Source organism: Kitasatospora sp. NBC_00374, from assembly GCF_041434935.1.
In the GTDB taxonomy this organism is placed as follows: Bacteria; Actinomycetota; Actinomycetes; order Streptomycetales; family Streptomycetaceae; genus Kitasatospora.
The window spans coordinates 6,229,305-6,246,285 of sequence record NZ_CP107964.1 but is presented as its reverse complement, the minus strand read 5'-3'; the positions used below and the strand labels follow the sequence as shown (position 1 = coordinate 6,246,285).

The 16,981-nt window shown below is 65.6% G+C and carries 8 protein-coding genes and 1 pseudogene; 8 read left to right on the top strand and 1 reads right to left on the bottom strand.

Translation table 11 applies throughout. The features are described from left to right. Positions 1–215: 215 nt before the first annotated feature. The gene (locus OG871_RS27885) at positions 216–1,364 is read right to left on the bottom strand and encodes a hypothetical protein (RefSeq protein ID WP_371500393.1); all 1,149 of its coding nucleotides are present in this window, start codon (positions 1,362–1,364) and stop codon (positions 216–218) included. 238 nt (positions 1,365–1,602) lie between these two features. On the opposite strand from OG871_RS27885, the gene OG871_RS27880 reads away from it, so the two are divergent. The 8 genes and pseudogenes from OG871_RS27880 to OG871_RS27845 all read left to right on the top strand — a co-directional run bounded on the left by OG871_RS27880 (position 1,603) and on the right by OG871_RS27845 (position 16,898). Further along, on the top strand, positions 1,603–2,856 hold the full coding sequence (locus OG871_RS27880) for a helix-turn-helix transcriptional regulator (RefSeq protein WP_371500391.1): 1,254 nt from the start codon (positions 1,603–1,605) through the stop codon (positions 2,854–2,856). Positions 2,857–2,903: 47 nt separating this feature from the next. Then, on the top strand, positions 2,904–4,172 hold the full coding sequence (locus OG871_RS27875; RefSeq protein WP_371500389.1) for a hypothetical protein: 1,269 nt from the start codon (positions 2,904–2,906) through the stop codon (positions 4,170–4,172). After that, positions 4,169–7,486 carry a hypothetical protein gene (locus OG871_RS27870; RefSeq protein WP_371500387.1) on the top strand — a complete coding sequence of 1,106 codons (3,318 nt, stop codon included), beginning with the start codon at positions 4,169–4,171 and terminating at the stop codon, positions 7,484–7,486. Before OG871_RS27875 ends, OG871_RS27870 begins: the two co-directional genes overlap by 4 nt. A gap of 30 nt (positions 7,487–7,516) precedes the next feature. After that, positions 7,517–10,459 carry an RNaseH domain-containing protein gene (locus OG871_RS27865; protein WP_371500386.1) on the top strand — a complete coding sequence of 981 codons (2,943 nt, stop codon included), beginning with the start codon at positions 7,517–7,519 and terminating at the stop codon, positions 10,457–10,459. 63 nt (positions 10,460–10,522) lie between these two features. Continuing rightward, positions 10,523–11,457 (top strand): annotated as a pseudogene (locus OG871_RS27860) (transposase); the annotation flags it as partial. Positions 11,458–11,912: 455 nt separating this feature from the next. Continuing rightward, positions 11,913–13,958, top strand: coding sequence for an N-6 DNA methylase (locus OG871_RS27855; protein ID WP_371500384.1), 2,046 nt, complete (start codon positions 11,913–11,915; stop codon positions 13,956–13,958). 76 nt (positions 13,959–14,034) lie between these two features. Continuing rightward, positions 14,035–15,690: a type I restriction-modification system subunit M gene (locus tag OG871_RS27850; RefSeq protein WP_371500383.1), complete on the top strand. Its 1,656-nt coding sequence runs from the start codon at positions 14,035–14,037 to the stop codon at positions 15,688–15,690. Beyond that, positions 15,687–16,898, top strand: a complete 1,212-nt coding sequence (locus tag OG871_RS27845) for a restriction endonuclease subunit S (protein ID WP_371500381.1) — start codon at positions 15,687–15,689, stop codon at positions 16,896–16,898. The genes OG871_RS27850 and OG871_RS27845 overlap by 4 nt, the downstream gene beginning before the upstream one ends. The last annotated feature ends 83 nt before the right edge of the window (positions 16,899–16,981 follow it).

Here is a 16,981-nt window from a genome sequence, read left to right as displayed (position 1 = left end):
CAGCAGGGTGTTCCCGGGCTCAGTCAGCCGAAGCCACGTGGTCGTCCAGCCAGCGACGCGGGCGCCCGGGCCAGGATCGGCGCCTCCAGCTCTGGCCATGTGCCCGCAGGGCCCTACTCTTGGCACGCCCGCCACCAGTGGTTTTGCGCGTCGATGGTGGTCCCCCGCAGCACTCACCACGCGGCCCCACCAGCCCGACAACGCTGGCCCGCCCCCTACTCCGCGCCAGTCTCCTCATCGGTGACGGATCCAGCAGCGTAAGGGTGGACCGGACGGCTGGCGTTGAAGGGTGCGAACCAGTCGTCCACGCTCATCGGAGCTGCCCCGAGGAGCGCGGCGGCGGGGTCCTGGCCGATCCCATCGAGGGCCGGCTCGTAGAGCCATTCGTAGTGCAGGTCCTCGTACGCGTTCTCGCGGAAGGAGCCCAGCGCTTCCTGGACTCCGTCGTCCAGCAGGTCGTGGATGTCGAGGGTCGCCTCGGTGGTCGCCAGGAGAAGCCGGAGCAGCAGTTCTTCCGCGACGCTACTGAGTTGCGAAAAGTCCGGTCGGCACAGACGGCCAGTCAGGTCCACGGCGGTGACCAGCAGCTTACGCGCGAAGAGCGGCGTATAGAGGTGAGCGAACTGGGGCGGCAGCCCTTCGAGTTGGAGCAGGCCGCCGTCACACTGGGCGGCATTCGGACTATCGCTGAGGGTCTCGATGTCCTCGAAGAGCTCATCCAGCAGGATGTCGATGGAGTAGAAGATCGCGCCGGCTGCGAGCTCGGCGTCCGCGCTCGCCACGTTGAACTCTTCGTCGAACTCCTCCTCGTCCTCTATGTCCTCCGCGGTCAGGTGCCCGAAGGTCGCGAGGCCAACGCCGGCGAGTTGAGGCGCGAGCGCGCGCAGGGTCGCCCGCATCCTCTCTCGGTCCTCGTCACTCAGTCCGGGCTGCGACGCTGCGTCTGGCGAGGTCTTGCGGTGCGTGGCGGCACGGACGGCCGGATCGGATGCGGGCGCGTCGGGGCTGTCGGCCGCTTCCAGGCTCTCCTTGGCTGAGTCGAGGTGCAGCTCGACCTCGCACTTCTGGATGGACCAGCCGGCGAGCGTCTCAGTGTGTTCCAGGATCTCGCCAATCACGGCTTCGATGGCGGCCTCGGCATCCTCCAGGGAGGGCGCGTCAACGAAGACCTTCAGCAGGGCACCTTCGGGGTGCACGCCGATGAAGTGGTCGACGATCTCGACGATCTCGCCCTCCTTCCCCTCGATGGCTTCGACCGCGTCGAGCCCCTCGCGCAGGAGATGGATGACGCCCGTTCGCTGCAGCGGGTCGAGTTCAGGGGTGCCTTCGGGCCGGCTGGTGTCCACGGTGACCGCGTAGCTCATGACACCAGCCTGCCCCATCCCGCCGACACGGCGAGACCGAACGTGTCGACGACGAGCGCACTTGCCGGCGCAAGTAGAGGGGGCCGCCCAGGTCAGGGCTTGGCAGGCGATGTTGTTGGTCGGATTGTGGTCGTCGGATATGTCCGCCCCTTCCCAGAGCGGACAGGCGCGGAGGCTGAGTACCCGTTCGGCGCCAAAAGAGTTGCCATGAAGTCTTCAGTGGGCTTTTCTAGCGGGTATGCCGAGGCGTCTGCTGGCCGTTGAGCACACCAAGATCCGGGCGCTGCGTGAGCAGGCTGGGCTCACTTCGCAGGAACTTGCCGACCGCGTGGGGGTCACGTATCGCGTGATCGTGTACTGGGAGGAGGGCAGGTACGTGCCTGAAGCCAGAAACGTGCGGCGTCTCGCTGATGCCCTCGACTGCGCCACCGCCGACCTCACGGGCACGCCCAGCGGAGCCGAGACTCTGGTTGACCTCCGGTACGGCGCTGGTCTCACCGCTGAGCAGGTCGCCACCCGACTTCGCACTACTGCCGTGGGCCGCGACCTGTTCGTGGACGCACACAAGATCCGCAGCCTGGAGCGGAACCGTCAGGTGTCCGGCTGGAACTGGAGGAAGCCAGAGCACACAGGCCGACTGGTGCAGCAGCTGGCGGCCGTGTACGAGGTGCCGGTCCGCATGATCATGGATGCCTGGATGCGTACGCGGCCAGCAGACGAGCCCCCGCGTCTGCCCGAACGCGAGCGCCACGGTCCGCCGGCATCAGCGGTCGAGGGCTGGACGGGCCTGAACGATCGGCAGCGGGTCTACCTTGGTGAGATCCTGCGGGATGATCAGATGACCGAGGCCGAGATGTGGATGCGCCGTCAGAACCAGGTCGGCATTCCGCCGGCCACGCAGTGGCGGAAGCTGCCGTTCGCGCTCGATGCGCCCGCCGAAGTAGTCGGTCACACGCGCCTTCAGCAGCGCCTGCGGAGCGCTGGTGTCCACGATCAAGGCGCTGGGGCAACCCTCCGCTCGTTGGAGCGGCTGGGACTGATCAAGGTGGCCAAGGACCGCGTGGAGGTCCCCGGAGTCGGCGAGGTGGACCGCACCCTGGTGGAAATCACTCGCCGCGGCCGCGGCTGCGCCCGTGCTGGGCTCGGAGAGCCCGTCGAGCCGACGCCACCCACACATCTGCTGTCCGAATGGCTGTGGGGCGTTCTGCTGCGTGTCTCCGCTGCCGGTCCGGAAGGTCTCCACGAGAGCGAACTGACGGGCAAGTCCCTGTTCTACCTCGCCGTCGGCTACCGGCCGAAGCCCCAAGCGCATCCCAGCAGAGGCTTCATCGAACTGCGCCCCCGGATGGCGCCTGGCGATACGCATGTCCTCGACTACCGGTGGCACGCCACCGTGCTCGGGCTGCAGCACATTGCCATCTACCTGCACGTCTACGCGGAGATGTACCCGCCTGCGGCGTCTCCGCCGCATAGTCATTTCGGGCAGTCCTAGGCCGTCCCGGGGCCATTTGTCAGACCTGTGCTCTACGGTCGTCTTCCGTGACGACCCATGCCGACGATGACGGTCTGACGTTCTCCCATTTCGAGGCGTTCCGTCTGATCAACTTCACCTTCATCAAAGCCTGTCAGACGATCACCGCCCCGGACCTGAGCCCGAGGCACCGGGCCGAGAAGCTGATGCGGTACCACGGGGACTTGCTCGCCGCGTACGGTCCTGGAGTGCCGCTGTCGTTCGGCGAGTTCCGCCGGAAACTGCGCGGCCCCATCGAGGGCCTGCTCCCGCCGTGGCTGGACCGGTCCGGTTTCGACGATCTCGACTTCCCCGTCGTCGACGCGGAGGGCTGCGTCACCGGCAACGCCTTCGACCTGCAGTGGGAGACCTCCCAGCTGCACCGGATCTTGAAGCGGCTCCGGCGGATCGGCCGCATGCGGTTCACCGAGGAGCAGCTCCAGGACGAGATCGACCAGGATCAGATGTACGAGATCCTCAAGGGTCGCGGTGACGCCCAGTACGTCAAGGACCGCGCCACGCTGGTGGAATGCCCTGCTGGCACGACTGCGGAGCTGAGCAAGCGCGGTCTGCCCCTGAACGCGATCGGCTACTACGAGGCGATCCCTTACCACGCCATCTACCGCACCTGGTGGTTCCCCTGCACGGTGTGCAAGTGGCCCATGAAGGTCAGCAAGCGGATGAGCGCGGGCCGCGAGTACTACCGCGTCGCCTGCCTCTACGGCCGTCACGCCGATACCGGAGCCAGCTTCATGTTCTGGCCCACGTCCGGAGAACCGCCGCAGCTGCACCCTGACAGCCCCGACACCCCCGCCCCGCACCAGGCGGCACTCGCATTGCACACGACAGCCCAGCCGGAGGCGAAGCCGGTTGAGGGGCATGTGGCCCTCAAACGCGGCGTGTGGCGCTACACCTGTGTGCCCGGTCTGCACGAGCTGCGTCTGCACACAGTTCTGCGGGAGCGGCTGGCCGCCAGGCAGGCAGATGTGGACGAGGCCGTGAAGCTCTGGCCGATGAGCGATGCGTACGACCACCGCATCGAGGTCAAGGGCCCAGACGGGCGAACTCACGTCTTCACCGTAGACGTGAAGGACTACACCCACGGCCGCGTCCTGGCCGAGAGCCTGCACCGCAACGAGGGCGACAAGGGTGGAGCTGAATGGCTCGTCGTTCCCGACCACCGGGCCGACCAGATCCCGCTGCTGACCGTGACCTGCCACAAGTACGGAATGAAGGCCGTGACCATGACCGACTTCGCCCAGATGGTCTGCCGGAGCGCCGGGGTGGTGTGGGCATGAGCCAGATGACCGCCAAGGGCACCTTCGTCCGTGCCGCGCTGGCCCTTGCCTCCCACTACTTCCCGCAGCAGGACGACAACGGCAAGCCTCTGGCTTCGTTCCACCACGCGGCATTCTTCGCCAGCTGCAAACCGCAGGCGTGGGAGAGGTGGAACGAGCTGAGCAGCGAGGAACGGCTGCTCGTGGCCGAGGTGATGAAGCTCAGCAATCCCGACCTCGCCGACGAGAAGCGGTTCGCGTCCGCCGCACGGATCCTCCTCGGGGCCATGAGCACTGGCGACGAGGAGGACGAGGAGACAACACTCCAGTTGTTCACCCTGGCCGGCGATCCCCTCACCGCCACCGCGGCCTACCCCCTCCTGGGAGGTGACTATCTCGGCTACGCCAAGAGCGTTCTCGCGCCGTTCCGGCGGCCGAGCAACCGGCGCAAGCCCCACGACTTCGCCGCACCGGGCCAGACGTACGAGACGAGTGAACGCACCGAGGGCAACGAGATCGTCCATGGGCGCGTCACCATCCCCCGCTTCCCCGCTTTCACCCGGCCACTCGGCCACGACTCGCTGCCGGACCTCACCACCCGGCCCGCTCTCGACACAGTCCGGGTCACCGTCCAGGAACTCAAGGACATCGCGCAGATCCTGGACACCCAGTACGAGGACACCGAGGCGGGCCCCTGGCTGTACAAGGTGCTGACGGGGCTGCTCGGCCGGGTCAAGGCCCGCGACACCGACACCGTCGACGTCCTCGACCTCCTGGCCGGCCGGACCCAGATCTTCCACGCGCCCACCGGGACCGGGAAGTCCGTGCTGGTGCGTCTCCTGGGCTCGTGGGCCGCGCTCAACGACTATCGAGTCACCCTCCTTGTCCCTGACGTCAAGGCGACTCTCGCCTCAGTCTGGGACATCAGCCATGATCTCGAGATCCTGCACCAGGCGGGCAAGACCGAACACCTGGCGACATGCGCCCCGCTGATGTCGCCGTCCTCGCGGCACGAGCGGGCCCTCAAGCATGCTTCCCTTGTCAAGGAAGACCCCGACGCCCCCGGCGATTGGGGCAAGCGAGGCCGCCGAGACGTCGACCACCTCGCCTACGGGTGCGCACAGCAGCACTGGCTCGACTCCGCCGGCATCTACCGTCCCGGCAAGGAGAACTGCCTGAGCCTGCGCGGCGGCAGGGAGATGCTGGCCTGCCCCTGGATCCCGACCTGCGGCAAGTTCACGCCCGCCTACCAGGCCGCTGACGCCACGGTGATCGTCACCAACCACCACAACTTCATCCAGGGCACTATGCGGGTGGGCATCCGGATCGACGGCCGCCCGGTCCATGCCGTCACCGTCCGCGAATTCGTGCTCCGTGCCAGCGACTTCGTCATCATCGACGAGATCGATGCCTTCCAAGCCGTCGCTGTCGACCGGTGCGCCACCACGGTCGACCTGCATTCCCGGCAACCGTGGACCGCGGAACCGCAGGTCCTGGACACCGCAGCCAAGCATCTTCCCCTACGGTTCGAGGACCAGCTCATCGAACCGGTCAGCCACGTCCGACTCATGGCCGAGTCCCTGCTGACCGGACTGTGCACCAAGGCATTCCGGCTCAACCATCACGACGACGCCAGAGTCCCGCGGCTTCGTCACGAATACGACTACGAGGGGTGGCGCCTGCCCCGCTCCAAGGATCGCGAGCTCATCGGCCTCCTGTTCCCCGAGTACCAGGTCAGCGACGGCCAGCCGCTTCCCTGCGAGGCCATCGACCGGCTCAACGCCCTAGTACCGGCCCCCGCCGTCAGCGAAGACGACGAGACGGAGTCCGCACCCATGCTTCTGGACCCAGAGTGGGAACGGGTCAGCAGGATCCTGGGAACCGTCGTCTCCCCGCGCGGCATCAACCAGCGCGACGCGCTCAAGCTCAGGCTCCACGAGGCACTCGTCCCGGTGATCAGCGACGGCCGCGCACGAAACCGGGCCATCGATCACCTCCTCATTCGCACGCTGATGAGCGAACTGGACAGCTCTCTGGCCGGACTGCGCGACACCACCCAGTCCCTGCGCCACTCTGGCTTGCTCACCGCCAACCGCATCATCGACTCCATGCGCTCCGGCGGCATCGCCGACGTGCTCCCGCACGGAACGATCGGCAGGCCGATCAACGGATACCGGGTCACCGGCATGAAGAATCCGGAGAAGGACGCCAAACTCTCCGCACAGCACATGGCCGGCGACCCGCACACCTACGTGTCGGAACTCGGCGGACTGGTCTCGCTGATCACCGCCGGAGTGGAGCGGCCCGTCTTCGGGCTCTCCGCCACGGCCTACTTCCCCCAAGCGGTCAAGGAGCACGTCCACGCCCCCGTGATGTGGTGGATGACCGATGCCCAGGAAGAATCCATCCTGGTCGAGTCCTCGGCCGTCGTCTACGGGACCGGCCACCGAAGGGCCGGGGAACGTATCCCAATCGCCGGCCAGTTCCCCTCCGACAAGCCCGACGCTTTGCGCGAAATCGGCGAACGCCTGTACGAGACAAAGCTGTCGCGGAAACTCGCGCGCCTGGCCAAGACGGACAAGACCCGCGCCCGCGTGATCCTCACAGCCAACAGCTACGAACAGTGCGGCCACATCGCAACTGGCCTGGCCAAGGCGAAGGGGCTCTCCCACCGCGTATGCGTCCTCGTCCGGGAGGAAGACCGCCACAGTAACGTCCGGCATCTCCCTGATCCGTCGCTGGTCCGCCGCATCACCGTCGAAGAGGTCGAGGAGTTCCCTCAATTCGGCGACATCCTAATCGCTCCCCTGGCTAACATCGCCAGAGGACTCAACATCGTCGTCAATCTCCGCTCAGCCATCCACTCCATCTACCTGTGCGTGAGGCCTCCGCTGATCATCGATGATCCCACGTGGATGTACGGCAGCGTCAACGCCGCGGGCATCAACTCGCTGCCCGTATCCGGCGCATCGGACCCCGTCACAGCTCTCCAGACGGCCCGCGCCGCAGCACGCGATCACCTGAGCACCATCCTTCGCTCCTCCCCGCAGCTGTCGACCATGGACCTCGTCCTCCAGGAGCAGATGGTCGCCGGAATGCTGGTGTCCCTCATCCAGCTCGCCGGCCGAGCCCGACGCGGCGGCACCAACATGGAACTGCATTTCGTGGACTACGCCTTCCACGACGAGACCTGGAGCTCCGACCTGGCCAGCATCATCGAACGCATGGCCTCCCGGTGGCTGCCGGAAGAACGCCGGCAGATGGCCGAACTCTACGGCGAAGCGGTCAATGCCTTCCTCACCTACGCAGGCGTCGACCTCGCCCTCTCCGCATAGCCCAGCGCTTCCCCGAAAGAGATCACAGCCGTGACCGACAGCACCACTCCTCTCCCGAGCACCCTCACCCTGCGCTGCACCCCCGAACTCGTCCAGGGCCAGAAGGTATACGTGCGCATCTTCCCGCGGAGCGTGCGGGATGAATGGGAGAAGCTGAAAGGCGACGGGGATGACGAGCAGAAGAACCTGCCGTACTCGACCGCCCTCACCTACCTGAAGTTCAAGACCGGCGGGTACGTCCACCTCGACCGGTATCTCAACTTCCTGGTCTCACTAGAGAAGATCGACGACGACACTCTGCGCCACGTCTTCCGGTGCATCGTCGGCTACAGCAAGGGGCTGAACACCGACCAGGCCATCCTCCTCGACGTCCCGCCGGTGGCCGACGCCATCGCGAGCACGCCTGAGCAGGAGTTCGAGATGACCCGGTTCCTCAAGCCGGCGCCGGGAAAGCAACCGAAGTGCCCCGACTGGATGTACGTGGCCGTGCCTTGGGTGGTCTCCAAGAAGCTCGCCACACAGAAGTTCACCATCTACGACCTCGTCCCGATCACCGAGAAGGTCCCCGCCAAGGAGAAGGACGGCTCCCTCAAGCTCGACGCCGACGGCGAGCAGGTCTACAAGAACCGCACGATCGGATGGAAGGCCAACCCGAACAAGCGAGAGGTCACCTACCTGCCGGACAGCAGGGGCGGGCTCATCGCCTGGGACCGCCCCTTCGGACGCAAGTACAACGTCCGTGACGACGGAACCCAGGTGAACGACGCCACCAGAGCCCAGTACGCGATGTCCCGGCTCTCGGTGGTCATGAAGACCGAGCCCAACGTTATCGACCCCGTCATCTTCCTGGACGCCCATGTCACCCGCGTCCACAGCAACACGGTCTTCGCCAAGTCGACGCACATCTACCAGGGCAGCGACGGCCTTCCGATCCTCCACACCGAACTGGTGCGCAGCGGCAGTGTCCGGGAAGTCAACCAGCGCGCCTTGGAGCTGCTGGCACGCGACGAGATGGACGTCAGTCTTCTGCAGGAGCTGCAGACGCGTGTCACGGAAGAACGGGCCCTGCTGGAGAAGGCCGCCGCCGACGGGAACTTCCCCTCGTTCATCACCCCTGACGCCGGGGTCATCCGCCCGCTCATGCCGAAGAACGACAACTTCGCCATCGGCACGGGGCCGGGCACCCTGCACCTGCGGCTTCTCGCCGAGCACGTCACCAAGGTGCTGGGCGAGAAGGCCACCTGGGTCGACTTCGCGGTGGAGCCGATGACCTTCGGGCCGCGCCCTACGGACAAACAGAAGATGACCCCGCAGGAGCGGGCCCGCCGAATCGAAGCCGGTGAACTCCTCCACACCATCGGCTTCCCACCACCCGAGGAGATCACCGCCTCCGTAAACGCTCAAGGGTTCGGGCAACTGCGGATCGTATGCCTGTGGTACCGCCACAGCACCCGTCTGCGGATGATCAACGCGCTGACCCTGGCCTTCCCGGAGGGCGCGCCCATCGGTGATCCGGAGCCAGGCGAGGAGGTCTTCCTCACTCCAAGCATCAGCGTGGTCTTCCGCAAAGCCGAGCGCTTCTTGTCCCACGGCGACGACATCAACCGGACCGTGGAGTTCAAGTCCTTCGAAGACGACTTCGCCGGCAGCGATTCGCACGTGATGGTCGGCGTCTGGTGCGAGACCGAGATCCCGGCCCTGAAGAAGAAGGATGGGGAGAAGCGAAACGCCTTCTTGCTTCGCAAGGAGCGGTATGACGGGAAGTTCCAAGTCCGTCGCTTCCTGGCCAAGAAGGACTTCGTCTGCCAGTTCACGAAGGGAATGAAGCCCGGGTCGTTCGGAAATCCCGCCACAGAAATCAACCCTCCGAAGCCGGGGAAAGATCACGCCGCCTACATGGCGCTTCTCGACCTTTACCGCTCGCTCGGCATCATCGACCAGCGCCTCGCTCGGGCCATCGCGAAGGACAAGAAGGGGGACGAGGCCGGAAGCCTCGTCTACTGCGGTATCCACGCCCGCCGGCAGGCCAAGACAGCCGACGGCAAGCACACCAAGCGCATCATCGTTGCCACCGCCCTGTTTCCGCCGGAAGAGGAGGGCGGCGCCTGGACGATGCGAGCGTGGACCCCCCTCATCGGGGCGTGGGTGCCCTACCGTCAGGCGATCACCGCCTTCCACGCCGGTGACTACGCCCTGCATGTCGACGGCAAGGGCGCGACGGACAAGGAACGCTGGGCGGAGGCAGCGGTCCACGTCGAAGATGCCCTCGCCAGCCTCGTCCGCGACGAACTGGAGCCCGGCATGGGCTACGTCGTCATGGTCGACGGGCACGCCTGCCGTCGGATGTGGACGGGCCTGCACAACGAGAACCAGAGTTACCAGGAAGAAGACATCACCGATCCGCGCACCTGGCTGCCCGGGTACGGCAAGGGCAAGAACGCGCCACGAAGAAGGCCTAGCGCCGTCATCCGGATGAACGTCGCCCCGGACGAGGTGCCCCAGTACGTCCCCGCCTCGCGCGAGAGCGACCCCAACACGGACATGGAGTCCATCCAGTTCACTTCGGCCAAATTGCACCGAGCCGAGGTAGATTTCGGAAACCCGTTCTGGGTCCTTTTCAACGTCCCGCGCAACTACCAGGCCAAGGGCGGAGACCTCGGAAGCAAGATCACCCGCTGGGACGCCGATCCGGGCAAGGGTGGTGACGAGGGCGAGCGGGAGACAAATCAGCTCAAGACCCCGTGGTGGGCCATGACCACGACCGAGATCTACCCTGTCGGCGTCGCCGTCGGCGTTGACCGGACGATGCTGGTCCGCGCAACCGCACGGTTGTGCCACCAGACCATCGCCTGGTCCGACCGCTCCCGGTACGCGGTACCGCTGCATGCGGCAAGGCAGTTGGATCTCGATCACCCGCAGTATCGACGGTCGGCGCCACCGGAGGAACAGGGGAACGAGGACTCTGATGAGTAGCCACAGTGGCAGCGCACCGGGGGCACAGCTGGTGTCGCCGGGCACGCCATCGGGACCGGTAGCGAGGTCGCCTGGCTACAGACCGCCGAGACCACGGACGGGATACCGCCGGCCCGCGCCGGAGGACGTCAACTGCCCGGTCTGGTCCTGGACATCGACGCCACCCTGGTCACCTGCCACTCCGAGAAGGAGGAGGCGGCCGCCACCTACAAACGCGGCTTCGGCTACCACCCGATGCTCTGCTTCCTGGACAACACCGGCGAGGCCCTGGCCGACCTCCTGCGACCCGGCAACGCCGGAGCGAACACCGCAGCTGACCACATCACGGTCGTCGACGCGGCCCTCGCGCAGATTCCCGACGCCCACCGCCACGGCACCCCGGTCCTCGTCCGCACCGACAGCGCGGGCAGCGCCAAAGCCTTCCTCGCCCACCTACACACCCTGCGACAGCGAGGCATCCAGACCACCTTCTCCGTCGGACACACCGTCATTGAATAGGTCCGCACCGCCATCCGAGCCCTGCCCGACCAGGTCTGGCACCCGGCTCTGGAACAGGACGGCGCCCTTCGCGCCGGTACGGAAGTCGCCGAGCTGACCGGCCTAGTCGACCTCACCGGATACCCGGACGGCACCCGCATCATCGTCCGCCGCGAGCGTCCCCACCCAGGCGCCCAGCTGTCCCTGTTCGACCAGGACGAAGGCATGCGCCACCAGGTCTCCCTCACCGACACGCCCGTCGCCGACGGCGGCTCGATCCAGTACCTCCCTCCCGCCACTTCGCCATCAACCAGACCTGGCTGGAGCTGTCCCTGACCGCCATCGACCTGCTCGTCTGGGCCCGGACCCTGCTGCTGGACGGCGAGTTAGCCACCGCCGAGCCCAAGAAGCTCCGCTACCGCCTCCTGCACGCTGCCGCCCGGATCACGCGCGGAGCGCGCCGCCTATGCCTGCGGATCGCCGCCACCTGGCCCTGGCGCCACGAGCTGACCGCGGCGTTCCGCAGTCCCGCCGAATACGAGACCACCCTCGCGGCTTGCCTGACCACCACACCGATGGTGTCCGTCAAAGCGGAGCAAGCTCACCAGACCATCGCCATCCCTGCGCCGAGGCTCAGGAGAGCCGAGACTGCCGCTCGCCCCCCCTCTGGCCCAGTTGGCCACTGCCCGGAATCCCGCGACCCTGCCAAGGCCCTGGCAGCGGCCCTGCCAGCAAGCAGCTCGCACCCTGGCCCTCACCTGGGGAGATCCGACCGGAAGGGTCGAGTCGGCAAGTAGTGTCAACCATGAGAAAGCACCCTGTCAAGATGAGACAGATTCGATAACCCCACTTATCAAAGTGATGCATTGCTCCAACCAGACCGCAAGGTCTAAGGTTCAAGCTGTGGGAGCGAGCATCAACCCTGCCTCTGGTTAGCCTGCTCTGCCTTGCGAGAGCCACTAGATAGGAGGTCAGCATGCGCTCCGAGCGCACTGTCACCCTGGCGCAGATCGCCGAGTACGCCCAGGTCCGCCGCCCAAGTGTCAGCAACTGGCGGCGGCGGCACGCTGACTTTCCCTCCCCTACAGGTGGTACGGCCTCCGCCCCACGCTTCGACATTGAGCAGGTGACCGCCTGGTTGGACAGCCGGGCAGTGCCAGCCATTGCGACCACCACCAGCGGCCACGCCACATACGGCGATGTCTTCCGTGAGGGGCTGAGGATCCATGCGGTGCTGACGGCCGGAGGCCAGGGCGCTGATGAGCGGACGAAGTTGCTCTCAGCGCTGGCCGCAGTCGCCGAGCCGTCCGGTACGTTGCGTCCCGAACCGCTAGGGGAACTGCTCACCGCGCTCGGCCCGGGTGCTTGCGCGGAACTGCTGCTGGCCTCGGGTACCCGGCACGACGGCCCCTGGAATGCCGTCCAGACGCCTGCGGCTATCGCAGCCCTTTCTCTGAGCCTGGCTGACGAGTTCACCGAGTGGCCTCACCCCGCGCGCGACAGGCGGGTCGTCGATCTCGCAGCAGGTACAGGTGCCTTCCTGGTCCCGTTCCTCGCAGGCGGCGCTCCGCAGCGAGTGATCGTCTCAGAGCCTAACCCCGCGCTAAGGGAAGCCCTGAGACTTCGGCTGCGCTGCCACGGAGTCGAGCTAGCTGCCTTGGCCGATGACGGGCTGGCTGGCGATCCCGACTGGGGGGACGCGGACCTCGTGCTTGCGGATCCGCCTTACCAGCCGGGCGAGGACGCCTTTAGCGCCGAGCACCCGCTGCGCTGGGCCGAGCGCGCGACCACCCTCCTGGCGGAGGACGGCCTCGCCCTGGTGGTTGTGCCGGAGTGGACGCTTAGCAGGACCACTGTTGGAGGTGCCATTCCCCCAGTCGTTGTGGCCCGAGAGCGGCTACTGCGCGGCCGGCACGTGCGGGCCGTCGTCCAATTCCCCCGCCGCATCCATCCATTCAGGGCCGGAGCAGAGCTGGTCCTACTCGTCCTCGCGCGCGAGGGGGAGGCCGGCAGCGCCGTCACTCTGTGCGACGCAGGACACGGTATGAAACCATTCGACTCCCACCGGCAGCCGATGGACGACCGCACTTGGGTGGAGGAGTGGGTGCTGCAGACAGTACGGCGCGTCCGTGCCGCCCGAACTCAGCCCGAACGAGGCCGCTGCGAGGACATCCCACTCAGCCAGCTGCTGGATGGCGGCCCACTTCTTCCCTCACTGCGGTTGACCTCCAGCGCTGCGACCGAAGACCACATCGACGGCTATGCCGTAGCCCTACAGGAGGCCACAGCCTCCTTCCTGAACACCCAAAGCCCAGCACGGCAATGGCTGGACCGTCTAGTCGTCACCAGGCGCCCTACCCCGGTCGGATACCAGCGACTCGGCTCCCTGCTTAGCAGCGGGCGGCTGCAGCAGCTGCCCGGGCACCGAATCGCCGTCGCTGACCTCGGCACTCACGGCCAGCGGATCTACGGTCGCGAAGAGTTGACCGGCATCCGCCCACCCGGCGAACGCCGAATCGACCCCATCGCGCTTGCCAACTACGACGCGGCGGTCATCACCGAGCCAGGAGATGTGGTCATCCTGGCCGAGGACCCGCTTCGCGCAGTCGTCGACGAACTCGGCGGCAGCGTACTCATCTTCCCCGTTCAGGGTCTACGCATTTCGGGGTATGGCGAGATGAGCGGTCCAAACTCGCGACCCAACCGGGAAACTCAGCTTCCTCTACGTCCCCACCAGTTGGCGACCGCCCTGCGGGCTCTTCGAAACTCCCGGCGCAGCAGTGGCTCGCTGGTGCGCCGAGTAGATCTGCGAGCATTGGAGATCCCGACGCTGGCAACCGGCGAGGGAGCACAGTTGGACGAGGCTATGAAGGACCTCGCCGGGCACACCGAACTGTTGCGCCGCCAGCTGGCTGCGCTTGAGCGGCTGAGCGGGGAGCTGGCCGCCGGGGTCGCGGACGGGGCGCTGACAGTACGGCTGCGAGGACCCCGACCACCAGGGCGGACGGCCTCACCGACTTAGCGGCCGGGTCTGTGTAGTCGTCAGAAACAAAGAGCCGAAGAGTAATTGGGAACCAACAGATAGGGAGCTCCCCACCGTGGCAGCACGAGCAAGCGCCGCGCGAAGCCGAAAGGCCGCCGCCAGCACCACCAAAGACCTCAAGGACACTCTATGGAGGGCCGCTGACAAGCTGCGTGGCAGCATGGACGCGGCGGAGTACAAGCACTTCGTGCTCGGGCTCATTTTTCTCAAGTACGTATCGGACGCCTTCGACGAGCGGCGTGAGGCCATCGAGGCCGAGCTGCGCGAAGAGGATGCCAACGAGCGCGAAATTCTCGAGGCCCTGGAGGATCGCGAGGAGTACATCGGCGCCGGGGTCTTCTGGGTGCCGCAGGCCGCGCGCTGGAATGACATCGCTGCCAAAGCCAAGGCGGCTGCCGGGCAAGAAAGTGTTGGCCAGCTACTGGACGCCGCAATGAAGGCCGTCGGCGACCAGAACAGCGTACTCAAGGGCGCGCTCCCGCAGGGGCTGTTCAACAACCGGGGTGTGGATGAGCGCCGACTTGGCGAGCTCGTCGACCTGATCAACCGTATCGGATTCGGCGAGCAGCTGGCCCTGGATGGGACTAGGCGCAGCGCCCGAGATGTGCTGGGCGAGGTATACGAGTACTGCCTTGGTAAGTTCGCCCTGGCTGAGGGCAAGCGCGCCGGGGAATACTACACTCCTGCCTGCATTGTGAAGTTGATCGTAGAGGTGTTGGAGCCGCAACGCGGCGAGAGGGTATATGACCCCGCATGCGGCTCTGGCGGCATGTTCGTACAGGCCGAGAAGTTCATCGAGAGCCACGGCGGCGAAGCCGTCGACATCGCTGTGTACGGGCAGGAGCTCAACCAGAACACCTGGCGGCTGGCGACCATGAACCTCGCAATCCACGGAATCCGTGCGGATCTCGGCACCAAATGGGGCGACACCTTCCACGACGACCAGCACAAGGACCTGCGGGCCGATGTGGTGATGGCCAATCCGCCATTCAACATCTCGGACTGGGGCGGCGACCGGCTGGCTATGGACCCCCGTTGGAAGTACGGCGAGCCCCCGACCGGAAATGCCAACTATGCGTGGCTGCAGCACATGGCCAGTCGGCTATCAGCCAACAATGGCCGCGCTGGCATTGTGCTCGCCAACGGGTCGATGGCTAGCAGGCAATCCGGGGAGGGAGACATGCGACAGGCGATGGTCGAGGATGACCTCGTCGCTTGCATGGTGGCACTGCCTGGACAGCTCTTCTCGAATGCTCAAATCCCGGCGTGCCTGTGGTTCCTGATGCGGGACAAATCCCCGAAGGGCGCCCAGCGGCTGACGGACCGCCGAGGGGAGGTGCTCTTCATCGACGCGCGAGGGCTCGGGTCAATGGTCGGCCGGACACAGAAAGAGCTGACGGACAAGGACATCGCACGCATCGCAGACACTGTGCATGCATGGCGAGGGACGGCATCAGCACGGGAGAAGGAGTTGCCTGCGTACGAGGACGTAGCCGGATTCTGCAAGAGCGCGAAGCTAGACGAGATCCGTGAGCACGAGTTCATCCTGACGCCGGGGCGATATGTCGGAGCGGTGGAAGTTGAGTACGACCCGGACGCGGAGCCGGCGAACGAGAGAATCACGCGGCTGACAAAGGAGCTGTTTGAACAGTTCGCCGAGTCAGCGCGGCTGGAGACGGTCGTGCGGGAGCAGCTGGGGAGGATCGGATGAATGCAATCACCACCTTGGGTGCGGCATGTACCCTGATCGTTGACTGCGAGCACAAGACTGCTCCACCGGCAGCTCCTGGGACAGAGTACGGCTTCGCTGTTGGAACTCCACACATTCGCAACGGTCGTATCCTGCTCGATTCCGCCAAGCCGATTGACGAGAACACTTATATCGAGTGGACAGCACGCGAGACTCCTCGTCAGGATGACCTGATCCTTGCCCGGGAAGCTCCGGTCGGGCAGGTTGGGCGCATCAGGGAAGGTGAGCGAATCTGCCTTGGGCAGCGCACTGTATTGCTCCGCCCTAACCTCCACGTCGCCAATGCCAGCTACCTCCACTACTTGATGCTTTCTCCTCAGATGCAGGAGACCATGCATTCAAGGGCAGCGGGATCCACAGTCCCACACCTCAATGTCAAGGACATCCGTTCACTCCCAATCCCCCCGCTTCCAGATATGGAGGAACAAGCCCAAGTTGGGAAGCTTCTCGGGGCGCTAGACGAGAAGATAACGGTTAACGAGCAGATCGCGGCTACCTCTCTTAACCTGGCCGAGTTGGCCTACGGCGCGAGTTCGTCCGCCGGAGGCGGATGGTCCCAGGTCTCGATCGGAGAAACTGCCAGGTGGCTATCAGGGGGAACACCCAAGACAAGTGTCCAGGAATTCTGGGGGGGAGATATTCCGTGGATTTCCGCAGTCAGTTTGAAGTCTCCCTGGGTTGATGATTCCGAACGAAAACTCACTGATATCGGAGCGCAAAGTGGCACTCGCATAATCCCTGCCGATACCGTGATCTTTATTGTTCGTGGATCCAGTCTAGATACTGAGTTTCGTATCGGCCTGACTCAACGAGACGTCGCATTTGGCCAGGACTGCAAGGCACTTATTGCACACGCTGGGATCGACCCCGCAGTCCTGTTTGTTGCGATCAAATCTAAGAGCACTGAGATCCTCAGCCTAGTCGACCACGCAGGCCATGGAGCAGGTCGTCTCGCTACAGAGCTAATCACCAAGGTTGAGATCCTTCTTCCGGATGCAGATGCCGCCGCGGAGGCAACCGCCAGGATCCGGCCACTGGTCGAGATCGGCGCGTCCAAACAGCGTGAGAACCGCGCACTCGCAAACCTTCGTGACGTCCTTCTCCCCAAACTGATCTCCGGCGAGTTGAAGATCAGGGACGCGGAGCGGCGGGTCGAGGAAGCTACCTGACGCAGCGCCAGCCCAGAGATCGCCCGTGGAGGGTGGCACCCCGCCCTCCACACCGCAGTAAGCGAGACCCATCCCGCACCACC